Here is a 22966-nt window from a genome sequence, read left to right on the forward strand (position 1 = left end):
CTCCCCTGCCGCCTCTGAGGTCTGCGTCAGTCAGGCATCCACCCCTTGATCCATTGCGCCGCATAGGCATCGTCGAAGACCCAGTTGTCCAGCACTTGCTCGCGCAGTCGCGCGGCTTGGCGCCGTGAGGCTTGCCGATCAGCCAGGTGATCACGAATTGCCTCCAGCCATTGTTCCCGGCTGTCAGCCACGCGCGTGATGTCGAGATCACCCGGGTAATCGGCGGTATCGCTGCCGATCACACTGTAGCCGCAAGCGCCATACTGCAGATGATCCAGCGAACTTGCGCCTTCGCCTGCCTGGCCGAAGCCCCGAGGCGCGAGGACAATATCCAGATTGAGGCTTGCCATGACATCGGGATTGTCGTGAACGTCATCATGAACCTCGCTGGCGAGCGGTCGCAGATACGCTGGCACATCACCCCACAGTACCCACTCCACCTGACCGGCCAGCGCTTGCATCAGCTCGATGATCAACGGCTGAACGAAGGGCTGCGCCGGGTCGATATCGCAGCCTATGCGAGGAATGTCAAACGTCTGGCGCACATTGGGGAGGTTGCGCCATCTGCTATCCAGACGCGTTTCAAGGACGCGAATATCGCGGTGCAGTCCGGCACAGGCTTGAGCCATCGCAGGCGTCGCCACAATGATGCGGTCGACCAGGCTTGCCGCTTGTTGCAGTGAAGTCGCCCACCCAGGGATCGCTGGCGTCAATGCATCCAACTCAAGGACCTTGAAGGCTTTTGAGAGGGTATTGATGCGCTGCATCTGCTCCAGACGCAGCGGGTCGTTCTGATGCTGGAAGACAATGATATCGGGGTTGTAGCGCGCAAGCGTCGTTGCCGGTAACAGGCTACTGCTGATGCAACCTTCGATTTTGCCGCAGTCACGCAAAGCAGTGAACGGCTCGACAACTCGTAGATTGGCGGCTTTTGCCGACTTCGCAGGATGTACCAGCACCACCGGAAGCGGTCGCCAGGACAGCGGGCGCCAGGTCAACTCGTTGATAGCTTCCAGTTCGAAGCCGGAACCGCGCAACGACAGGTTGCTGTTGTAGGCGGGATCATTGGCCAAGACGCCCAACCATTTGCTCAAGGCCTGCTCTTGTTCCATGGCGAAGCGTTGCTGGTTGAGTGGGTCCTTGCCGACGCTTGACCAGGTCGCTTCACCCTCATGCAAGAGCACGGCATGGGGTGTCCAGACATTCAGGTAGCCAAGGTTCGCCACCTTCAGGCACAGGTCCAGATCGTTGCAGGTGACCTGGAACTGCGCGTCATCCATACCACCGGCTTCCAGATAGATCGCTGTGCGGATCATCAGGCAGGCCGCACTGACCGCACTGCTGTTCTGGTCGACCAACAGGCGCTGCATGTAACCGCCGCCGTTGGCAGCCTGATCGATGAAAGGGCTGCCGGCGGGGCCGCGCAGGCCAGTGATCAGGCTTGCATGCTGCACGGTGCCCGCCGGAGTAATCAGCTTGGCGCCGACGACCCCAACTTCCGGGCGCAAGGCGTGATTGAGCAACTCGTCCAACCAATCTTCGCGAATGATTGCCGTATCGTTGTTCAACAACACCAGGTACTCGCCACGCGCACGGCTGACCGCCAAATTGTTCATAGCGCTGAAGTTGAACGCAGAGGAGAAGCGGATGACACGGATCTTGTCACCGCCAATCGACTCCATCTCGCTCAGCCAGGTGAGCGCCTCTTCGGTCTCGCTGCCATTGTCGATCAGAATGATCTCGAAATAGGGGTAGCGGGTCTTCGACAACAGGCTGTCCACGCAGCGCTGCAAGAGTGGCAACTGGTCCCGGGTAGGAATCAGGATCGACACCAAGGGCTGCTGATCATGACCGTACTTGATGTGGTAATGGCGGGTCGGTTCCTGCAGGACCCTGGCGTTCGCGTAGCCGCGATTGTCCAGGTGCCGTTGCAGGGCAAGGCGCTCGTCCGGGTTATCGACAAGGTGGGGGGTGTTGCTTGCCACAAGCGGTTCGCTCAGGTGGGCAATGCCGTTCATGCTACCGCTTTCGATCAGTCGCAGGATCAAGTCCAATTCAAGTGCTGCGGGCACTTGCGGGTCGTAACCGCCAACCTCCAGCGCCAGCCCGCGACGGATCAGCCAATGGCTGGCCATGGCCAATGGCAGGCTCAAGAGGTAGTCGAGGTTGATATCAGGTCGAAAAACCGCTTGAGCACCATTCTCCGAGCGATACATGCCATCGCAATAGATCATTCGGCAGCCATCGGCACCCGGCAGTTCCAGATCGAGCATCAACGTACCGGCGGGCAGGACCTCATCGCCAGCCGTCAGCAGCATGATCCAGTCGCTGTCGTCTGCCTGCAGAATCTCGTTCAGTTCGAAGGCCCCCGGGTTGACGCATGTCAGCCAGTACAGGCTCTCGGGCAGATTGACAGGCGATGGCGAGGTGCTCAGGACCACCATGCGCAAGCTGATCGATGAGCGTGATCGCCACAACGCAAGACTTTCCAGGGTATCGCTCAAGGCATTGAAATCGCCCAGGGGATCGCGCACCAACAGCGTCAGGCTGGTTTGTCCGCTGAGTTGTTGACGACGCTTGTCGACAAGTTGCTGCTGGATCGGCGTCAGTACGCGGTTGCGCAGCCAGTCCTTGACGGAAGGTACGCGGACATCAATGGCATGCTGGATGGCAGCTTGCTGAGTGATATCGATGAAACGCTCCAACTGAGGCCAAAAGGCCTTTTCAAGGTCCAGCCAGCGCCTGCGCGCCTGCATCACGGTTGCGCGGGCGCGCTCCAGCCCGCCCACCTCGCCATAGAGCGCCGAGCCCGCATCACCAAACTGCTCGACGAAAGGCTGGGTCTTGACGTGACCGCCGGGCATGTAGATAACCGGGCAGCCACAGAGCATGGCTTCGGTGCACGTCGCTGAGATCTCGTAACTGTAAAGCGTTGAAGCGGTTCGGAAAATCTGCGCCAGCTCGGCCAGGGTCTTGGGGTTGGCCATGCTCAGGACTTCGATATCGTCCGGCAGCAGCGAATAGTCGACCTTGGTCTTGTCGAAGCGGTGCAGATACAGGTAGTTGCCACTACGCTGCACCGGCTCGGTTGGCGGCGAAAACAACTCCGAGTCGATGACGGGCAACAGGAGCAAGTTGCTGCTCTGGCCGTCGCCGCCAAAATCCTGGGTGTAATAAAAGAACAGGTCTGACTTCTGCACGCTGATCGCACGGCCGGTGAGAAAGCCTTCGCGATTGAGGAGATAACGCGCCACGATTGGAGCGCCAACCGGGTTGCCGTCCATCACTTCGGGATAGACCGCAATCGGCGCCAAGCCGATTGACCGATGGTGCCGCCGCACTTCATCGGTCAGGATCGGCGTGCGCAGTTTCGGGTTGACCTGGCATGGGGTGACATAGGCCTCGTAGCCGGACAGGTTCAGGACGTGGCACAGGTAGTGCAGCACGCATACCCCCGAAGAGGTCTCCCGATAGTTAGGGGCACCAATGTAGTAAGGGTGACGCGGCTTGCCATGCACGGATGGGGTGATCATATGGTTGCCTTGGGGCTGGAGGGCTGCTCACAAATGACGAAGACACTGGCACACAGGTCTGGATAGACCATCCCCAGCGCATGGCAGGCATCCATGAAGCGGTCATCGATCAATTGGGTTTCCAGGGCCTTGTCCAGCTGGAAGTTGGCCAATGGCTTGAAGAACACCCCGCCACGGTGACTCACTTGCCAACCGGCGCTGCGTACTTCGTGATCGAGGGTGTCGAGGGTGTAGGTGATCCGATGGCCATGCAGCCGCTCGCCTTCGGTCACGGCACTGTTGTGTTCGATCAAGCCCATCTTGACGGCGATCTGCCGCGAAGGGGCATTGGCGTTCGGTACGGCGATGAACAGGCGACCGCCGGGAGCGAGCCAGTTCCGCACGCGCTTGAGCACCGCCTGGCGGTCGTCGAGGTGCTCCAGGGTGTGGATCAGGAAAATGTTATCGAAGCGCGGCTCCAGCTCGGCCTCTTCAAAGGTACTGCAGACGAACTTGACGCCTGAGCCGACCTTTTTCCGGGTGACGTCAATCAGGTCGCTGGCCGCCTCGATGACCGTCAGGTCGGCAAAGCGCTCTGCGAACAGTGTCGTAAAAGCACCCTCGAAGCAGCCCATTTCCAGGGTCGGTCCCTCCGCCAGCCAGGGGCCGAAGCTGTCCAGCATGTAGCGTCGCAGGCGCGCATCGAAGTCGTAGAAGTAGCTGCGATGAGCGTTATCCTGAAACTCTTTGTTGTAATCACGTACGGACATGGCGTTATTCCTGGCTTTTCCTGTAGAAACGATGTTCTTCAGGTTGGTACCACTCATGGAGGGTCGAGGGAGTACGGGCATACCACCCCAGCAGTTGTTGCATGCTCGGTGTTTGCGAGCGGCAGAAGTCTTCGCCCAAAGCTCGGCAATAATCGAACTGCGGTTTGAAATAGCTTCGCGTGAAGGTCAATGTCAGGCAGCGTCGTGGCTGGTCGGTACGATTGACGCCGGCGGCATGCCAGATACGTGAGTCGAACAAGTAAATCGAACCGGCGCTGCCCAAGGCCTTGCGGGCCTGAGCCTCGAATACCTGAGGGTCGGGTTTTTCAGGAGCGGAGTGCGAGCCTGGCAGAAACAGGGTTGCGCCGTTGTCGATGGTGAAGTCGTCGAGCAATACCAGCGCCTGGGCCATCTGCATGGACTCGGCTGACCAGGAACGCACGTCCCGGTGCACGTTACGCACGTAGGCATCAGTGCTGTTCAGGTTGTTCAGGCCGCCGAACGAATTGAGAATCGCAGCACCGCCCAGCATATGCCGCAGGACGTCGACGATCCCCCATTCGGCGAATCGATCGAGCAATTCGACGAAACGGGTGTCTGGCGCAAGTATATGGTGCGCGGTCTGCTCGGTTCGCTGAGTGATACCGTTCTCCAGTTGTACCCGACGGCAACGGTCTATGGCACACGCCAGGTCTTCACGCAGCTGGTCGAGCAACGGATCGGTAATCAGCGAGGGCAGGCAGACGTAGCCGTTCGCTTGCAGCTCCTGCAAGATCGGATTCACAGGCTGTCCCCCCGCGCAGCTTGCCATACGCGATACTCCTCGGCGCTCACGCCAAGCATGATGCGATCCCAACGCTGGCCCTTGCGGTAGTACCACTGGCGCTGTACGCCCTCGATGACCCAAGGGGTCTTGCGCGTGTAGGTCGCCAGCGACGCTGCGTTGTACTCGATGATGGTGGTCGAGAGACGACTCAGACCCAGTTCGTCGAAGGCATAGCGCATCACCGTGGCGATCACGTCGGTGCCGTGGCCTTGGCCGCGCAGGGAGGGATCACCGATCATCATGCCGTGTTCGGCTGTGCGGTTTTTCCAGTCGATACTGACCAGGTTCGCCGTACCGATCAGGCCATGGCCCGGGACCTCTATACCGAAGCGCTGGTTGAGCGAGTCGTTCTTGAGACCCAGCAGCCAGTCCCGTTGTGCTTCCCGCGATGTGGGGAAATGCCAGCCACCCAGCAGGCTCCAGAGGGCTTCGTCGTTGGACCACTGATGCAACAGCGGCAAGTCCTCGAGCTCCAGCGCCCTGAGCAGGATGCGTTGACCTAGAATGCTCATGATTTCCCCGTGTTCTGAAGGATGGCGTCGGCGAGACGATTCATGTCATCGACGTTGTATCGCTGGTCGATCGGCAGCGGCAGCAAGCACTGTGCCCAATCCTTTTCTATGGGCGGCGCCGTTGGGCTGCTCAGCACTTCACGCCAATAGCTGGGTATATAGATGTGTTGGTCCAGCAGTTGAGCGTGTAGCCGGAGCGCCGTCTCGGCGGACTTGACCAGCAGCGGGTAACACAATGCGGCAACGGGCTGCGCGGGCCAGACGGCAAAGCGGTTGAGGTGGTCCAGGCGCCCGCGCAAATGCGCCAGGTTGTCTATCCTGCGCCTGGCAACTTCGTGGTAATCGATACTGTCGAGCAGGCGCGCGGTACTGGCGGCCATGGCCTTGATGCCATCGCTCTCCAATGCCTGTTCCAATGCCTGGAAGCTTGCATAGTGATGTTGTGGAGGGTCTTCAAGACGCCCCAGCAGCGCGGCAAAACGCCCCTGCGAGCGACTGGTCGGCGCTTGCGGCAGATCAGCGGGCGCATTGACCAGCCAGCCACCATCGGCAACGCCGACGAACTTACGGGGTGAATACAGGGTTGCAATCCCAGGCTGCGGCCGGGAAAACAGCGCCTGGGAATTATCCACGATCAATTGCTCGCCGTAGCGAACAGCGAGTACTTGGCCGATGTAGTCGGCCTTGAGTCCAAAGTAATCGACGAACAGCAGTGCCTCATCGGCTTGCAGGGCTGGGAAGTCCTGCAGCTCAAGCCGTTCGGTCAATGCATAGCGCAACACCTCGATGCCGGATCCGCGCAGCACGTCCTGCATGACATCGCAGATGTAAAAAGGCAAATGAACCCGGCGCAGGCTGCGCGCCATTACCAGAGCCTTGAAGGCCGAGCGGGCCGAGTTGAAGGCAACGGCCTGCGGGTAAGGATTATGTCCTTTACGCAGTTCCAGTTCGAAATAACCGCCGATGGCTTCAGGCACGGACAATTTCTCCACCTTTGGCCCAGGCCCCTACGGTCTGCGCGTCGTTGTACATCAAGACGTCGAGAATCGACAGGCCGGGCACGAAGGGTTGTTCACGCCCTCCCTGCCGGTAGTCGGGCAAGGTCGCCTTGAGCAACTCAAGGGTAATACCAACCTGTTGGAATACCTCGGCCTGGTAGAGGTGACCGCCATTGACAGGATTGAGGTAGTGAGTGCCGGCGCAGGCCTGGACCACTTCGAGTACCCGATCCTGGGCTTTGCTGTCCGCGCAAATCGACAGATCGCTGGAGCGCATGATCGGTGTTTGCAACCCTATCAGCGCGCAGCAGGCTCGCAGGATTCGTTCGTTGAGCTCGGCAATGCTCGAAGCCGGTTCGACCAGCAGCGCTTCCAGCCACGCCAGCAGGTACGGAGCGTGGGGCGCGCGACGATAGGCGAAACTCAGCTTGTTGAGGATATCGCCAGGATCGAACGTCTCGGCAATACGTTTTTCCATGATCTGCTGAGTGTGACTGCCCTTGCTCAGTGGTACACGGAACCACTTCGGCTCCTGCTCCAGCAGATAACGGTTGCGTTCGATCCAGCCGTTCTTGATGAACTGCACATTGTCGTAGATGACAAAACAGTCGACAGCGGCGATCAGCTGGAAATAACCCAGGTATGGCAGGAAATAAGGTTGCATGAGCGCAACCCGGTACTGCTCGTCAGCTGCAGGGCCGCACTTCTTCGAGGTATTGGCCTGGCTCATGCCACCCGGGCCCTGAGCAGTACCTCGATGATTCGCGCCTGGGTCTGCGGATCGAGATCCGGATAGATCGGCAGGCAAAGTACCTGGCGGGACACGTTGTAGGCATTGCCCAATTGGGAGAGGTCCGAACTGGGAAGACCGCGATACATTGGAAACTCGCATATCAGCGGGTAGAAATACCGGCGCACGAGAATGTTTTCGGCGCGATAGCGGTCGTACAGCTCATCCCGACTCACCCCGAACCGCTCACCATCGACCAGGATCGGACAATAAGCGAAATTCCAGTCCAGCCCCTGCGGTTGCTCCAGCAGGCTGATACCGGGAATGCCCTCCAGGGCGCTCCGATAATACTCAAACACCTTTTGCCGACGATTCAGGGCCTCATCGATGTAGCGTAACTGCAGCACTCCGAACGCCGCCTGCAGTTCGTTCATCTTCCCGTTGATACCGGGAGCCATGACCGTGACTTCATCGGCGAAACCGAAATTCTTCAGGTAATCGATACGCTGCTTGATTTTTTCGTCACGGCAGATGATGGCGCCGCCTTCAAATGTATTGAAGACCTTAGTGGCGTGGAAGCTGAGGATCGACAGGTCGCCGTTGTTGAGAACGCTTGCGCCGTTATGCCGGACCCCGAAGGCATGTGCGGCGTCATAGATAACCTTGAGTCCGTAGGTATCGGCGACGGCCTGGATGCCCTCGACATCACAGGGAATGCCATAGCAATGGACCGGAAGAATCGCCGATGTCGCCGGAGTGATGGCCTCGGCGATACGCCGTGGATCGAGGTTCTTGGTCACTGGGTCGATGTCCACGAACACTGGCTTGAGGTTGTTCCACAGCAGCGAGTGGGAGGTGGCCACGAACGAATAAGGCGTCGTGATGACTTCACCCGTAATGCGCAAGGCCTGGAGCGCGGTCACCAAAGCCAGGGTACCGTTGGAAAACAGCGACAGATGCTCGACCCCGAGGTATTCGGCCAACTCCTGTTCCAGTTGTTGGTGGAAGGGTCCGCCATTGGTCAGGCGCTTACTGTCCCAGATTCGCTGCAGGTAAGGCGTGAACTCTTCCAGAGGAGGTAGCAGCGGGCTGGTAACGGTAATGGAATCGGCCATGGGTACACTACTCGGGTGACTGAAAAATGGCACACGGCTCGGGAGCTCCTCTGACGCGGCGTTGCATCGCGGTCTATATCGGCGGGCTGCAACGCCATGAAACCGACAGCTGACTCTTGATGTGGAGGTACCCCAGCAAAAAATCGGCCAACTCCCGGTGACCCCGATAATCGGTTGCCTTACGGTGCGTCTTTGCCGACCTCATACTCACGCAATTTATTAGCGATGGTCGTATGGGAAACCCCCAACCGCTTGCCCAATTGCCGGCTGCTCGGGTGCTCGGAATACAGGCGCTCCAGCACGGCTTTCTCGAAACGCCCAACGATCTCGTCCAACCCACCTTCAAGGGAAAAATCGCCAAGGGGCTGACGCACGCCGTAGTCCGGCAGACGGATATGCTCGGCCTTCACCTTCCCGCCGTCACACAGGGAAACGGCCTGGAACAGCACGTTTTCCAGCTGTCGGACATTGCCCGGCCAGTGGTAGTGACTGAGGCGGTCCATTGCCGCCGGGGCCAGCTTGGGCAGTGCACAACCGATCTGGCGGCTGGCCTGGTCGAGGAAATGTTCCACCAGCGGCTCCAGGCCATCGAGGCATTCGCGCAGGGGTGGGATGTGCAAGGAAAGCACGTTCAAGCGGTGGTACAAATCCTGACGGAATTCGCCCCGGGCACAGAGTTCGGACAAGTCGACCTGTGTCGCGCAGATCACCCTGACGTCCAGGTACACCTCTTCATCGCTGCCGACACGGCGGAAGCAACCGTCCTGCAGGAAGCGCAGCAATTTCACTTGCAGGCGCGGGCTCATCTCCCCGACCCCGTCGAGAAACAGCGTTCCCCCCGCGGTCAGTTCCAGCAGACCGAGCTTGCCTTCGGCCCGGGCGCCCTCGAAGGCCCCCGGCCCGTAGCCGAACAGTTCGGTCTCGGCCATGGACTCGGGCAGCCCGGCGCAGTTGAGTGCCATCAAGGGCGATTGCCCGCGCGGGCTCGCCAGGTGACAAGCGCGCGCCAGCAGTTCCTTGCCAGTGCCGGTTTCGCCTTCTATCAATAGCGGCGCGTCCAGCGGGGCCATGCGCCGGGCCTCACGGACCACCGCCGCCATCACTTTCGAACTCTGGAAAATACTGTCGAAGCCGCGCAACTCCTGCTTGCGCACGTTATAGATCCGCTCGCCCACCCGGTCGGCCCGGTGCAGCGTCAGCACCGCACCGGCCATGGCTTCGCTGTCGTCGTGTTCCGATTGCAGTGGCGCGATGTCCGCCAGGAACACATCGCCCTTGACCTTGACCCGCAGGCCGTTGATACGCGATTGGTTGGCGCGCACCAGTTCCGGCAAGTCGAAATCCTCGGCGTAACGGGACAGGGGGATGCCCGGCACCTCGTCGACACGCACCCCGAGCAACTGCGCCGCCGCCCGGTTGGCCGCGACGATGGAGCCCCCCATATCGATGGACAGCACCGGAAACTCCAAGGCGCCGAGCAAGGCGTTGAGTTCCATGTGCCGACGCTCACTGGGCATCAGTCCTACGCGCTTGACGCCAAACACCCCGGCGATGCCTTCGAATTTCGGACGCAGTGCCTGGAACTGGATGTTGATCAGGTTTGGGCAGTGCAGGTAGATCGCGTTGCCATGCTCACCACCGACCTCCCCTCGGGCGACGTTGATGCCGTATTCCACCAACAAGTTGAGGATGTCCCGCAGGATGCCGATGCGGTTCTGGCAATGGACTTTGATGCGCATGGAAAGGCCCGGATTTGGATGAGAGAGACGCGCCATTCAAGCCCCGACACCCACCTGTGGCGAGGGAGCTTGCTCCCTCGCCACGGGGTTTTGCGTAGGGCTTTTTGTCTAGGCACACAAATAGTTGTCAAGATTATGTGACAGCTGTAGGCCGTTTCCCACTCAAAAATCCTGATACTGCCGAAGTATAGGCAATTGTGTAACGATAAGTTTACGAAGTGAGCCATTCTTGGCCCCGCTAGCTGGCTCACCCCTACTGCACGTATCCCTGCTTCGCGCTATCTCTATTGCATCGCTGGACATAACAACAAACACATCATCCCCCTGAGGGAAATCAGCAGGAGAGCAGCATGAAGCAGACGCAGTACGTGGCCCGCGAGCCCGATGCGCAAGGTTTTATCCACTACACCGCTGAAGAACACGCGGTGTGGAACACGCTGATCACCCGCCAGCTGAAAGTCATCGAAGGCCGTGCGTGCCAGGAATACCTGGATGGCATCGACAAGCTGGGCCTGCCCCACGACCGTATCCCGCAACTGGACGAAATCAACAAGGTGCTGGGCCAGACCACGGGCTGGCAAGTCGCCCGGGTGCCAGCACTGATTCCCTTCCAGACCTTCTTCGAATTGCTCGCCAGCAAACAGTTTCCTGTGGCGACCTTTATTCGCACCCGGGAAGAGTTGGATTACCTGCAGGAACCGGACATTTTCCACGAGATCTTCGGCCACTGCCCGCTGCTGACCAACCCTTGGTTCGCGGAATTTACCCACACCTACGGCAAACTCGGCCTGCAGGCGTCCAAGGAAGAACGGGTTTACCTGGCGCGCCTGTACTGGATGACCATCGAGTTCGGCCTGGTGCAGACCCCGCAGGGCCGGCGCATCTACGGCGGCGGCATCCTGTCTTCGCCCAAGGAAACCGTGTACTGCCTGTCTGACGAGCCGGAACACCAGGCCTTCGATCCGTTGGAAGCCATGCGCACGCCGTATCGCATCGACATCCTGCAACCGGTGTATTTCGTGCTGCCCGAACTCAAGCGTCTGTTCGACCTGGCTCACGAAGACATCATGGGCATGGTCAAGCGCGGTCGGGAGCTGGGCTTGCATGCCCCGAAATTCCCACCAAAAGCGGCGTGAACCGCCTCTTTTAATCCCAATTGAGTCTGTTGCACGACGCTGCTTTGCTTTAGCGTGGGTGCATCGACGCTTTCCAAATATTCGATCCAGGAACACACCATGAACACTCTGAACCAAGCCCATTGCGAAGCCTGCCGCGCCGATGCCCCGCAAGTCAGCGACGAAGAACTGCCGGTGCTGATCAAGCAGATCCCCGACTGGAACATCGAAGTGCGCGACGGCGTCATGCAGCTGGAAAAAGTTTTCCTGTTCAAGAACTTCAAGCACGCCCTGGCGTTCACCAACGCCGTCGGCGAGATCTCCGAAGCCGAAGGCCACCACCCCGGCCTGCTCACCGAATGGGGCAAAGTCACCGTGACCTGGTGGAGCCACTCCATCAAGGGCCTGCACCGCAACGACTTCATCATGGCCGCCCGCACCGATGACGTGGCCAAGACCGCCGAGGGCCGCAAGTAATGCATTTCGATGCCATCGGCCGGGTACCCGGCGACCCGATCCTCGGCCTGATGGAGGCCTACGGGGCGGACAGCAACCCGAGCAAGTTCGACCTGGGCGTGGGTGTCTACAAGGACGCCCAGGGCCTGACACCGATTCTTGAGTCGGTGAAACGGGCCGAGCAGCGACTGGTGGAACGCCAGACCACCAAGACCTACATAGGCGGTCATGGTGACGCCGCGTTCGGCCAACTGATCAATGAGCTGGTGCTGGGCGCCGACTCGCCGCTGATCAGCGAAAAACGCGCGGGCGCCACCCAGACACCGGGCGGTACCGGTGCCCTGCGCCTGAGCGCCGACTTCATCGCCCAGTGCCTGCCGGGCCGTGGCGTATGGCTGAGCAACCCGACCTGGCCGATCCACGAAACCATTTTCGCCGTGGCCGGGGTCAAGGCCAGTCATTACCCCTACGTGGGCGCTGATAATCGCCTGGATTTCGAGGCGATGCTGGCGACCTTGAACCAGGCGCCCAAAGGCGATGTGGTGCTACTGCACGCCTGCTGCCACAACCCCACCGGGTTCGACCTGTCCCATGAGCAATGGCGCCAGGTGCTGGAGGTGGTGCGCAGCCGCGACCTGCTACCGCTGATCGACTTTGCCTACCAGGGCTTCGGCGATGGCTTGGAGCAGGACGCCTGGGCGGTGCGGTTGTTTGCCCAGGCCCTGCCGGAAGTGCTGGTCACCAGTTCCTGTTCGAAGAACTTCGGCCTTTACCGCGACCGCACCGGTGCGTTGATCGTCTGCGCCCAGGATGGCGAGAAGCTGGTGGACGTCCGCAGCCAACTGGCAAACATCGCCCGCAACCTCTGGTCGACACCGCCGGACCATGGCGCGGCCGTCGTGGCGACCATCCTCGGCGACCCGGAACTCAAAAGCCTGTGGGCCGATGAAGTCCAGGCCATGCGCCTGCGCATCGCGCAATTGCGCAGCGGTTTGCTGGAAGCCCTCGAATCCCATGGCTTGCGCGAGCGCTTTGCCCATATCGGCGTGCAACGCGGGATGTTTTCCTACACTGGCCTGACGCCGGAGCAGGTCAAGCACCTGCGCGAGCGCCACAGTGTCTACATGGTCGGCACCGGCCGGGCCAACGTGGCCGGCATCGACGCCACGCGCCTGGACCTGCTGGCCGAGGCGATTGCCGACGCTTGCAAGTAACCCAAGGCCGGGCACTTCCCCTGTGGCGAGGGAGCTTGCTCCCGCTGGGCTGCGCAGCAGCCCTGAAACCTGGCACCTCGGAGTGTCAGGCGGCCTCTAACCAGGCACTTGGGGTGGCTTCGCCGCCCAGCGGGAGCAAGCTCCCTCGCCACAGTGGATCAAACACACCCGAAGTCATCCGCCGCCCTTGAGGCGTTACGAGCCCGTCCACTCCTGGACAAACTGCCCGAGATCTTCCTGCGGCGCGGTGCGCGCTTCTTTCTGCGGTGTGCCCAGGTAGAGGAAACCGATCACCTCTTCCCCCTCTTCAAGGCCAAGCCCCCTGGCCACATGCGGCGAATACGCCAGTTCACCGGTACGCCACACCCCACCCACCCCTTGGGCATACGCGGCCAGCAAGATGCCATGGGCCGCACAGCCGGCCGCCAGCAGTTGCTCGGATTTCGGGATTTTGAAATGGTCCTGCAGACGGGCAATCACCACCACGACCAGCGGCGCGCGCAATGGGCCGTTGAGGGCTTTTTCCACGACGGCTTCAGGGGCGAGCGGGTCATTGAATTTCGCCGCTTCGGCCAGCAGTTCGCCCATGCGATGCCGCGCCTGTCCCTCGACCGTCAGAAAGCGCCAAGGCCGCAACTGGCCGTGATCCGGCGCCCGCATGGCCGCGGCGAACATGAGTTCGCGCTGTTCCGGCGTGGGTGCCGGCTCCACCAGGCGCGGGACAGAAACACGATTGAGCAAAGCGTCGAGAGCCTGCATCGGCCACCTCCTGAAAAAATGTTTGGCTATTCTAGCGGGAAGCGCCGCCGGCTGCCGGTTTACATGCCGCTTGTCGCGGGTAGAATGGCGCCCTTCCCTTTACAGCCTGAGCGGACTTCATGGCGTTGCCGACCCTGCGGATCATTGGTTTCATCATCGGCATCTTCCTGATCACCCTGGCGATCTTCATGGTCGTGCCCATGGCCACCCTGTTGGTCTTCGAGCGCACCCGCGACCTGCCGTCGTTCCTCTGGTCGAGCATGATTACCTTCGTCGCCGGCCTGGCACTGGTGCTTCCCGGGCGCCCGGAACACATCCACCTGCGTCCGCGGGACATGTACCTGCTGACCGTCAGCAGTTGGCTGGTGGTGTGTATCTTCGCCGCCCTGCCCTTCCTGCTGACCCAGCACATCAGCTATACGGATTCGTTCTTCGAAAGCATGTCGGGCATCACCGCCACCGGCGCCACCGTCCTGAGCGGCCTGGACACCATGTCCCCGGGCATCCTGATGTGGCGCTCGCTGCTGCACTGGCTCGGTGGTATCGGCTTCATCGGCATGGCAGTGGCGATCCTGCCGCTGCTGCGCATCGGTGGCATGCGGCTGTTCCAGACCGAGTCATCGGACCGCTCGGAAAAAGTCATGCCCCGGTCCCATATGGTGGCGCGGCTGATCGTGGCGTCCTACGTGGGCATCACCATCCTCGGCACCCTGGCGCTCTGGTGGGCCGGGATGAGCCTGTTCGATGCCATCAACCATTCGATGTCGGCGATCTCCACCGGCGGGTTCTCCACCTCGGACCTGTCCCTGGCCAAATGGACCCAGCCGGCGGTGCACTGGGTCGCCATCGTCATCATGATCCTCGGCAGCCTGCCGTTTGCCCTGTATGTCTCGACGCTGCGCGGCAATCGCCGGGCGCTGATCAAGGACCAGCAGGTCCAAGGGCTCATCGGCGTGCTGCTGGTGACCTGGCTGGTACTCGGCACCTGGTATTGGGCGACCACCGACCTGCATTGGCTGGACGCGCTGCGGCACGTGGCGCTGAACGTGACGTCCATCGTCACTACCACCGGCTTCGCCCTGGGCGACTACAGCCTGTGGGGCAATTTCTCGTTGATGCTGTTCTTCTACCTGGGGTTCGTCGGCGGCTGTTCAGGCTCGACGGCTGGCGGGATCAAGATTTTCCGCTTCCAGGTCGCCTACATCCTGCTTCGGGCCAACCTCAACCAACTGATCCACCCCCGTGCGGTGATCAAGCAGAAGTACAACGGTCATCGCCTCGACGAAGAAATCGTCCGCTCGATCCTCACGTTCTCGTTCTTCTTCGCCATCACCATTTGCGTGATCGCCCTGCTGCTGTCGCTGCTGGGCGTGGAGTGGATGACGGCCCTGACCGGCGCGGCCAGTACCGTGTCCGGTGTCGGCCCGGGACTGGGGGAAACCATCGGGCCAGCCGGCAACTTCGCACCGCTGCCGGACGCGGCCAAGTGGATTCTGTCCGGGGGCATGCTGCTGGGCCGGCTGGAGATCATCACGGTGTTCGTGCTGTGTATCCCGGCGTTCTGGCGCCACTGACCGGTTCAGGCTGGCTTGCCAGTCGCGCCCGGTATTCGCCGGGCGTGGTGTCGAACCAGCGGCGAAAGGCCCGGAAAAAATTGCTCGGGTCGGCGAACCCCAGCAGATAGGCGATTTCCAGCAGCGTCATGCCTGGCTGCGCCAGGTACTGCTCGGCCAGTTCACGACGGGTGTCTTCGAGCAGGTTCTGGAAACTGGTGCCCTCTTCCTGCAAGCGCCGCTGCAAGGTGCGCTGCGACAGGTGCAACGTCTGCGCCACCACGTCTCGCTTGGGTTCCCCCTGGGGCAACAGCCGACACAATACTTGTCGCGCCTTGTGGGTCACGCGGCTTTCCGAAAAACGCGCGAGGTACTCCCCGGCAAACCGGTCGTGAAGCTGTGCCATGGCTTCGTTGGCCGTCGGCAGCGGCGCCTCCATGTCGGCCCGCTCAAAGATCAGCGCGTCATAAGGCGCGCCAAACACCAGTGGCGCGGGGAAGGCTCGGTGATAAGGCGCCAGGTCCAACGGTTCCGCGCCCTGGAGCAACACCTTCACCGGGTGCAGGGTGCGCCCGGTCAACCAACTGCACAGGGCCAGCGCACACGCCAGGGACGCTTCAGCACTTTGACGGGTCGGGGGCAGATGGTCGCCATGCACCGTCAGGATCAGCCCGTAGCCCTCTTCCAACTGGCGAAAACTCAAATCGGCGCTTTCGGCAATGATCCGCTGGTAACGCACCAACCGCTGGAAACCCTCCACCAGGGTGCGACTGGACATCAAGGCGTAGCCAACCACATGGAACGAGGCCGGGCGCACCACCTTGCCCATGTTCAAGCCAATGGCCGGGTTACCCGACAACTCCACCGCCCGTTGCCAGAGCCGGGTCATCGAGTCCTGGGGGAAACGCGCATCCGGATCGTCCAGCGCATCGAAGTCCAGCCCCAGTTGCTTGAACAGCATCCGACAATTCAGGCCGTCCATTTCCAACGCCTTGACAATCCCCATCGCCCAGCTTGAAGAAGTGGTTCGTTCGCTCATGACGTTTTACTTGCATGACGAGCCGCAGGGTACGGCTGGATTTGCGAAGGATACTAAAGTGGCGCTGATTGTCACTGGCCGTAGCGATTGATGGTTCTAGACTTCAAGTACCGGAACAATAACCACAGAGCCAGCCGTCGTGGGAAACGCTAAACGATTCAATAGCTTCGCCGAGTTCTACCCGTATTACCTCAGCGAACACAGCAACAGCAACTGCCGGCGACTGCATTTCATCGGCACCTCCCTGGTTATCCTGGTGTTCGCCCTCGCTCTGGTCGTGGGTAACGGGTGGCTGTGGCTCGCCCTGCCCGTGGCCGGCTACGGCTTCGCCTGGGTCGGGCACTTCTTCTTCGAAAAGAACCGTCCCGCCACCTTCCAGCATCCGCTCTACAGCCTGCTCGGCGATTTCGTCATGTACCGCGACATGCTGCTGGGCAAGGTCGCGTTCTAACAAGGACTGCCGATGAGCAACCACGCACGTTTTACCCACATGAAAGAAGGCACCCGACAAGACTGGGCGATCATCGCGGCCGACTTCAGCGCCTACGCGCGGCAATTGCCGGGCCGGATCCTGGCCCACTTGAAGCTGCTGGACGGCGATTTCGGCGGGTTCCCGGTGGATCGCCTGACTCATTCCCTGCAAACCGCCACCCGTGCCTACCGGGACGGGCGGGACGAGGAATACGTGGTCTGCGCCCTGCTCCACGACATCGGCGACACCTTGGGTTCATACAACCACCCGGACATCGCCGCGGCGATCCTCAAGCCCTTCGTCAGCGCCGAAAACCTGTGGATGGTGGAGAAGCACGGGATTTTCCAGGGCTATTATTTCTTCCATCACCTGGGCATGGACCGGCACCTGCGCGAGCAATTCAGTGGCCATCCGCAATACCAGGCGACCATTGAGTTCTGTGCGAAGTACGACGCGGCGGCATTCGATGCCGAATACGACACCCTGCCGTTGAGTTTCTTCGAGCCGATGCTGGAAAGGGTCTTTGCCACGCCGAAGCAATCGATCTACAAGGCGGCGATGGCTGACATACCGGCCTGACAGACACAGCAAAACCCGTGGCGAGGGAGCTTGCTCCCGCTGGGTGGCGAAGCCGCCCTGTTTTTGGGGGCTGCTGCGCAGCCCAGCGGGAGCAAGCTCCCTCGCCACAGGGGGTTATATGTTTGCTTGCGAAAGCATCAGACCGGTCTAAACCGGCTCGGCCACTTTCAACTCAGCCTTGAGCAGCGCCTCCCGCGCCTGGGCTTCCGCCAGCCGATACAGCTCGATCGACCCGTCCCAATGCTCGATCAGCGCCGTGCAGGATTCGACCCAATCGCCACAATTGAGGTATTCCACCTCGCCCACCATGCGCATCTCGGCGTGGTGGATATGTCCACAGACCACGCCATGCAGTTCGCGCTTCACACACTCGTGGGCGATGGCTTCTTCGAAATCGCTGATGAAGCTGACGGCGGTCTTGACCTTGTGCTTGAGGTACGCCGACAACGACCAGTAGCCGTAGCCATAACGCGCTCGCCAATGGTTGAGCCAGCGGTTCAGCGTGAGGGTGAACTCGTAGGCCGAATCCCCAAGGAACGCCAGCCAACGGTGGTAACGGGTGATGACATCGAACTGGTCGCCATGGATCACCAACAAGTGCCGACCATCGGCGGTGACGTGCACCGCTTCGTCCACCAACTGGATATTGCCCAGGATCAGCTTCGAATAGCGCCGCAGGAATTCGTCATGGTTGCCGGTGACGTAGATCACTTCGGTGCCGCGCTTGCTCATGGTCAGCAAGCGACGAATGACGTTGGTGTGGGCCTGGGGCCAATACATGCCACCGCGCAGTTTCCAACCATCGATGATGTCACCCACCAGGTAGATCTTGTCGGCGTGGTAGCCCTTGAGAAACTGCGACAAGTGCTCGGCCTGGCAATCCCGGGTGCCCAAGTGCACATCGGAAATCCACAGGGTGCGAACACGCTGCTTGCGGCTGGGTTTGGCGAGCTCGGCGCTGGTCATTGGGCAACCCTCTGATCGTTTTCGCCACTGTGCACGCCAGCGGTTAATGGCCCATGACAAACACAAGTCCATTACATGACAGCGCGGGGCGGTGCGCCCTCGGTGTATGCTGGCGGCCTGAGACGGGAGACCGCGATGAGACCGATCCTCACGCTACGCCATTACAGCCACGATTTGATTGTCCACAGCCACGACCACGCGCAACTGGTGTTCGGGTTGTCCGGCGCGCTGGATTTCGAGGTCGAAGGGCGTGGCAGCCAGGTGGTGCAACAGAGTTTCGTGGTAGTACCCGCCGGTGCCCATCATGCCTGCGGCAGTCCCCAGGGCAGTCGCTGCCTGGTGCTGGATGTGCCCAGTGACGATTGGGTCGGGCAATGCCTGGGGGATCACGCCGACGCCAGCCGCCGCTTGCTCGATGCCACCGCTCGCCTGCCCCTGGACCCGGGACAAAGCCAGTTGGTCAGTTGGCTGGCAGGCAGCCGGGTGGACGACCCGGTGATCGCCCAGCAAGGCGCGGTGCTGCTACTGGCGACTCTCAATGACGTTCGCCAGCGCCCCCTCGGTGGCCGGCGCCTGCCCTACGCCGCACTCAACGCCCACATCGACCAGAACGCCGCCTACCCGCTGCAAGTGGCGGACCTGGCGCGGGTCGCCGGCCTTTCCAGCGCCCGCCTGCATGCGCGCTTCATCGCCGAGTGCGGACAAACCCCAATGGAGTACATCCGCAGCCGCCGCTTGCACCAGGCCGTGGCGTTGTTGCGCGAGTCGGACCTGCCCATCGGCGAGATCGCCCACCGGGTCGGCTACAGCTCCCAGAGCGCTTTCGCCGCAGCGGTGCTGCGGGAATTCGGCGCCTCGCCGGGCAAGCTGCGGCGTCAGCGCTAGAGGCGCGCTAAAAATCGCTAGGATCGCGACAGACATAGCCGCCTCACCCACGCTTAAATACTGACATCCGTGACGCGGCGGTCCTGTGGGAGCTTGCTCCGGGCGGCAATCCGACGATTGCTATCTGTCAGTCAATATCTGCATTGCCTGAATCACCGCTTTCGCGAGCAAGCTCGCTCCCACAGAAGACACTCGCCAGTTGCCCCACTGTCTGTCGAAAGGATTGAAATGACGCCCCGTACCGCCCTCGGCGCCCTGCACATTGGTGCACTCATGTTTGGCCTGACCGGTGTCTTCGGCAAACTCGCCGCGGCTTCGCCTGCGGTTATCGTGTTCGGTCGCGCCGTCTTCGCCGTGCTGGCCCTGGCGGTGTTCGCCCGGTTCGCCAGCAGCAGTCGCTGGCAGAAACTGCGGGCACAGGATGGCCGGCGATTGCTGCTGGGCGGCCTGTTGCTGGCCGGGCACTGGGTGAGTTTCTTCATCGCCGTGAAGGTGGCCGGCGTGGCGATCGCCACGTTGGGCTTCGCCAGTTTCCCGGCCTTCACGGTATTGCTCGAGGGGCTGATCTTCCGTGAGCGGATTCGCGCCAATGAAATCTGGCTGGTGGTGCTGGTGAGCGTCGGCCTGGTGTTGGTCACCCCGAACTTCGACCTGGCCAGCGGTGCCACCACCGGCCTGCTCTGGGCCGTGGCTTCGGGGCTGTTGTTTTCACTGTTGTCATTGACCAACCGTGCCGGCTCCGCGCATGTACCGCCCGTGCAGGCCGCGCTGTGCCAGAACGTGGTGGTCGGGTTGTGCCTGTTGCCAATGGCCGCGCCACAATTGAGCGACGTTCGCCCCCTCGACTGGTTGTGGATCGGCTTGCTCGGCGTGTTCTGCACCGGCCTGGCCCACAGCCTGTTCGTCGCCAGCCTGGCGGTGATCAAGGCCCGTACGGCGGCGGTGGTCTTCGCCATGGAACCGGTCTACGGCATCGCCATGGCCTGGTGGCTGTTCGACGAACGCCCGACGCTGCGGATGCTGGTGGGCGGCGTGGTGATCATCGCGGCCATCGTGATCTCGAGCCAGCTGGGCGGTTCGAAGAAACCGGAGGTGGGCGCCCAAGCCGCGTCTCACTGAACCCGGTCGTTGTGGCCCAGGTCCCGCTCCGGATCGATCCGGTCGCGGACCCGCTGCTTGAGGACCTTGGCCTCGGGAAAACCGCCATCGGCCTTACGCTCCCAGATTTGCGCACCGTCGCAACTGATGTGGAACACACCGCCGGTGCCCGGCACCAGGGACACTTTGCCCAGGTCGTCGCCGAAGGTACTGAGCAGTTCCTGGGCCAGCCAGGCGGCGCGCAGCAGCCATTGGCACTGGGTGCAATAGGTGATGACAACTTCGGGCTTGTGTTCGGTCATTGCGGGTGAACTCCTGGGTTCGAAGGCGTCGTTATAATACCTGCCTTTGATCGCCCGCCCCGAGATAGACGATGCGCCGCCTGCTCCCCCTCCTGCTTCTGCTGCTGTTGCCCCTGTCCGGCCATGCCAACCAGCCCGCCGTCGAAACGCCACGCCCGAAAATCGGCCTGGTGCTGTCCGGCGGCGCGGCGCGGGGCCTGGCCCACATCGGCGTGCTCAAGGCCCTGGAGGAGCAAGGCATCAAGATCGATGCCATTGCCGGCACCAGTATGGGCGCAGTGATCGGCGGGCTGTATGCCTCGGGTTACAAGATCGACGAGCTGGAAAAACTCGCCCTGGGCATCGACTGGCAACAGGCCTTGTCCGATGCGCCGCCACGCAAGGACGTGCCGTTCCGGCGCAAGCAGGATGACCGCGACTTCCTGGTGAAACAGAAACTGAGCTTTCGCGACGATGGCAGCCTCGGCCTGCCCTTGGGGGTCATCCAGGGCCAGAACCTGGCCCTGCTGCTCGAAAGCCTGCTGGCCCACGCCAGCGACACGCGGGACTTCGACAAACTGCCGATCCCGTTTCGCGCCGTCGCCACCGACATCGCCACAGGCGAAAAAGTCGTGTTCCGCAAAGGCCACCTGCCCAAGGTCATTCGCGCCAGCATGTCGATCCCAGCGGTGTTCGCCCCGGTGGAGCTGGACGGCCGGCTGCTGGTGGACGGCGGCATGGCCGACAATATCCCGCTGGATGTGGCCCGGGACATGGGCGTGGACGTGGCCATCGTGGTCGACATCGGCACCCCGCTGCGCACCCGCAAGCAACTGGTCACGGTGGTGGATGTGTTGAACCAGTCGACCACCCTGATGACCCGGCGCAACTCTGAAGAACAACTGGCCACCCTGAAAAAAAGCGACGTATTGATCCAGCCGGCTCTGGCGAGCTTCGGCTCCACCGACTTCGGCCGGGCCCAGGACATGATCGACGCCGGCTATCGCGCCACCCGGATACTCGAGTCACGCCTGGCCCCTCTACGTCCTTCCGAGGCCCCCGACGCCGAACTCATGGCCGCCCGCGCCCCCAGCGAACGCACACCGGTCATCACCGCCATTCGCGTAGAGAACGACTCGAAAGTCGGCGATGACGTGATTCGCTACTACATTCGCCAGCAGATCGGTGAGCCGCTGGACCTGGGCCGCCTGCAGACCGACATGGGCACGCTGTACGGCCTGGACTACTTCGAACAGGTGCAATACCGCGTGGTCCACAAGGGCCCGGACCACACCTTGGTGATCAGCGCCCGGGGCCGACGCACCGGCACCGACTACCTGCGGCTGGGGCTGAGCCTGTCGGACGATATGCGCGGCGACAGCGCTTTCAACCTGGGGGCCAGCTATCGGGTCAACGGCATCAATCGCCTGGGCGCCGAGTGGCTGACCCGGGCGCAGATCGGCGACAAGCAGGAGTTGTACAGCGAGTTCTACCAGCCATTGGACGTCGGCTCGCGCTACTTCATTGCCCCCTATGGGCAATTCGAATCGCGCAATGTGGAGTCCATCCTGGACAACGATCCGGTGGCCCAGTATCGCGTCGAACGTTACGGCTTCGGGCTCAACGTGGGCCGCCAGATCGGCAACAGCGGCGAAATCCGCTTCGGTGTCGGCCAGGCCTGGGGCAAGGCGGATGTGCGCATCGGCGACCACGACCAGCCCAGCGAGAATTTCAACGAAGGTTTCTACGAACTCAAGTATTCATTCGATTCCCTCGACAGCGTGTATTTCCCCCATGAAGGGGAAGACATCGGCCTGAGCTGGCGCCAATACGAACCGGGGCTGGGCTCCGACCAGCGCTACCGCCAGTGGGAATTCAAACTGGACAAGGCGCTTAGCAGCGGCCCGGACACCTTCATCCTGGGCGGGCGCTACGGCCGCACTCTGGACACCGCGGAGGTCGTGACCTCCAGCTTTGTGCTCGGTGGCGCGCGGCAATTGTCCGGCTTTCGCGAAGATGGGGTGTCCGGACAGAACATGAGCCTGATGCGTGCCGTGTATTACCGCCGCCTCACACCGCGGGCCTACCTGCCATTGGATTTCCCGTTGTACATCGGCGGCTCGTTGGAACGCGGCCGGGCCTGGAACAACGATAATGAATTCGACAGTGGCTACATCAACGCCGCCAGCATTTTCCTCGGTTTCGATACACCGTTGGGGCCATTGAACTTCAGCTATGGCTTCAACGACGACGATGAACAGGCGGTGTACCTGAACCTGGGGCAGACGTTTTGAGGGGCTGGGTGTTTGCCCGGGCTGGATTGATAACCTGACAGGCCGTCATCGCG

21 protein-coding genes are annotated in these 22966 nt (G+C 61.5%); 9 read left to right on the top strand and 12 right to left on the bottom strand.

The features are described from left to right. Positions 1-26: 26 nt before the first annotated feature. From AO356_RS03945 to AO356_RS03980, 8 genes are all read right to left on the bottom strand, one after another. A complete protein-coding gene (locus AO356_RS03945; protein WP_060738661.1) occupies positions 27-3533 on the bottom strand; it encodes a glycosyltransferase family 2 protein in 3507 nt (1168 codons plus the stop codon). Next, complete coding sequence (locus AO356_RS03950) at positions 3530-4282, bottom strand: class I SAM-dependent methyltransferase (protein WP_060738662.1); 753 nt, start codon at positions 4280-4282, stop codon at positions 3530-3532. The genes AO356_RS03945 and AO356_RS03950 overlap by 4 nt, the downstream gene beginning before the upstream one ends. A gap of 4 nt (positions 4283-4286) precedes the next feature. Beyond that, positions 4287-5066: a phytanoyl-CoA dioxygenase family protein gene (locus tag AO356_RS03955; protein ID WP_060743068.1), complete on the bottom strand. Its 780-nt coding sequence runs from the start codon at positions 5064-5066 to the stop codon at positions 4287-4289. Then, the gene (locus AO356_RS03960; RefSeq protein ID WP_060738663.1) at positions 5063-5620 is read right to left on the bottom strand and encodes a GNAT family N-acetyltransferase; all 558 of its coding nucleotides are present in this window, start codon (positions 5618-5620) and stop codon (positions 5063-5065) included. Before AO356_RS03960 ends, AO356_RS03955 begins: the two co-directional genes overlap by 4 nt. Next, positions 5617-6603 carry a hypothetical protein gene (locus AO356_RS03965; protein WP_203225776.1) on the bottom strand — a complete coding sequence of 329 codons (987 nt, stop codon included), beginning with the start codon at positions 6601-6603 and terminating at the stop codon, positions 5617-5619. The genes AO356_RS03960 and AO356_RS03965 overlap by 4 nt, the downstream gene beginning before the upstream one ends. Further along, positions 6590-7348, bottom strand: coding sequence for a WbqC family protein (locus AO356_RS03970; protein WP_060738665.1), 759 nt, complete (start codon positions 7346-7348; stop codon positions 6590-6592). The genes AO356_RS03965 and AO356_RS03970 overlap by 14 nt, the downstream gene beginning before the upstream one ends. Beyond that, positions 7345-8463 (bottom strand): dTDP-4-amino-4,6-dideoxy-D-glucose aminotransferase VioA, encoded by a 1119-nt coding sequence (gene vioA / locus AO356_RS03975; protein WP_060738666.1) that lies wholly within the window; start codon positions 8461-8463, stop codon positions 7345-7347. Before vioA ends, AO356_RS03970 begins: the two co-directional genes overlap by 4 nt. Positions 8464-8642: 179 nt before the next feature. Then, positions 8643-10202 carry a sigma-54-dependent transcriptional regulator gene (locus tag AO356_RS03980; RefSeq protein ID WP_060738667.1) on the bottom strand — a complete coding sequence of 520 codons (1560 nt, stop codon included), beginning with the start codon at positions 10200-10202 and terminating at the stop codon, positions 8643-8645. 350 nt (positions 10203-10552) lie between these two features. Between AO356_RS03980 and phhA the strand changes: the two genes are divergently transcribed. The 3 genes from phhA (at position 10553) to AO356_RS03995 (ending at position 12987) form a co-directional block, all read left to right on the top strand. Continuing rightward, positions 10553-11338 (top strand): phenylalanine 4-monooxygenase, encoded by a 786-nt coding sequence (gene phhA / locus AO356_RS03985; RefSeq protein WP_060738668.1) that lies wholly within the window; start codon positions 10553-10555, stop codon positions 11336-11338. A 99-nt stretch (positions 11339-11437) separates the two neighbouring features. After that, a complete protein-coding gene (locus AO356_RS03990) occupies positions 11438-11794 on the top strand; it encodes a 4a-hydroxytetrahydrobiopterin dehydratase (protein WP_003184087.1) in 357 nt (118 codons plus the stop codon). Further along, entirely contained in the window at positions 11794-12987 is a 1194-nt protein-coding gene (locus tag AO356_RS03995; RefSeq protein WP_060738669.1) for an amino acid aminotransferase, read from the top strand. Before AO356_RS03990 ends, AO356_RS03995 begins: the two co-directional genes overlap by 1 nt. Before the next feature lie 195 nt (positions 12988-13182). Here the strand turns inward: AO356_RS03995 and AO356_RS04000 are convergent, their stop codons facing one another. Further along, a complete protein-coding gene (locus AO356_RS04000; RefSeq protein WP_060738670.1) occupies positions 13183-13746 on the bottom strand; it encodes an NAD(P)H nitroreductase in 564 nt (187 codons plus the stop codon). A 119-nt stretch (positions 13747-13865) separates the two neighbouring features. Between AO356_RS04000 and AO356_RS04005 the strand changes: the two genes are divergently transcribed. After that, positions 13866-15320, top strand: a complete 1455-nt coding sequence (locus AO356_RS04005) for a TrkH family potassium uptake protein (protein WP_060738671.1) — start codon at positions 13866-13868, stop codon at positions 15318-15320. On the opposite strand, the gene AO356_RS04010 is transcribed toward AO356_RS04005, so the two are convergent. After that, positions 15277-16338 carry an AraC family transcriptional regulator gene (locus AO356_RS04010; RefSeq protein ID WP_081015311.1) on the bottom strand — a complete coding sequence of 354 codons (1062 nt, stop codon included), beginning with the start codon at positions 16336-16338 and terminating at the stop codon, positions 15277-15279. The genes AO356_RS04005 and AO356_RS04010 overlap by 44 nt on opposite strands. Positions 16339-16477: 139 nt before the next feature. On the opposite strand from AO356_RS04010, the gene AO356_RS04015 reads away from it, so the two are divergent. Then, complete coding sequence (locus AO356_RS04015) at positions 16478-16789, top strand: DUF962 domain-containing protein (protein ID WP_060738673.1); 312 nt, start codon at positions 16478-16480, stop codon at positions 16787-16789. A gap of 12 nt (positions 16790-16801) precedes the next feature. Next, the gene (locus tag AO356_RS04020; protein ID WP_060738674.1) at positions 16802-17389 is read left to right on the top strand and encodes an HD domain-containing protein; all 588 of its coding nucleotides are present in this window, start codon (positions 16802-16804) and stop codon (positions 17387-17389) included. Positions 17390-17536: 147 nt separating this feature from the next. Here the strand turns inward: AO356_RS04020 and AO356_RS04025 are convergent, their stop codons facing one another. Then, entirely contained in the window at positions 17537-18355 is an 819-nt protein-coding gene (locus AO356_RS04025) for a UDP-2,3-diacylglucosamine diphosphatase (protein ID WP_060738675.1), read from the bottom strand. A 135-nt stretch (positions 18356-18490) separates the two neighbouring features. On the opposite strand from AO356_RS04025, the gene AO356_RS04030 reads away from it, so the two are divergent. Both AO356_RS04030 and AO356_RS04035 read left to right on the top strand, forming a co-directional pair. Next, complete coding sequence (locus AO356_RS04030; protein WP_060738676.1) at positions 18491-19240, top strand: helix-turn-helix transcriptional regulator; 750 nt, start codon at positions 18491-18493, stop codon at positions 19238-19240. Between the two features lie 228 nt (positions 19241-19468). After that, complete coding sequence (locus AO356_RS04035; RefSeq protein WP_060738677.1) at positions 19469-20359, top strand: DMT family transporter; 891 nt, start codon at positions 19469-19471, stop codon at positions 20357-20359. Here the strand turns inward: AO356_RS04035 and AO356_RS04040 are convergent. Further along, the gene (locus AO356_RS04040; protein ID WP_060738678.1) at positions 20353-20640 is read right to left on the bottom strand and encodes a SelT/SelW/SelH family protein; all 288 of its coding nucleotides are present in this window, start codon (positions 20638-20640) and stop codon (positions 20353-20355) included. The genes AO356_RS04035 and AO356_RS04040 overlap by 7 nt on opposite strands. A 71-nt stretch (positions 20641-20711) precedes the next feature. Here AO356_RS04040 and AO356_RS04045 point away from each other — a divergent pair, with 71 nt between their 5' ends. Then, positions 20712-22913, top strand: a complete 2202-nt coding sequence (locus tag AO356_RS04045) for a patatin-like phospholipase family protein (protein WP_060738679.1) — start codon at positions 20712-20714, stop codon at positions 22911-22913. Positions 22914-22966 lie beyond the last annotated feature (53 nt).

The sequence above is a fragment of the Pseudomonas fluorescens genome, from assembly GCF_001307275.1.
Taxonomy (GTDB): Bacteria; Pseudomonadota; Gammaproteobacteria; order Pseudomonadales; family Pseudomonadaceae; genus Aquipseudomonas; species Aquipseudomonas fluorescens_AA.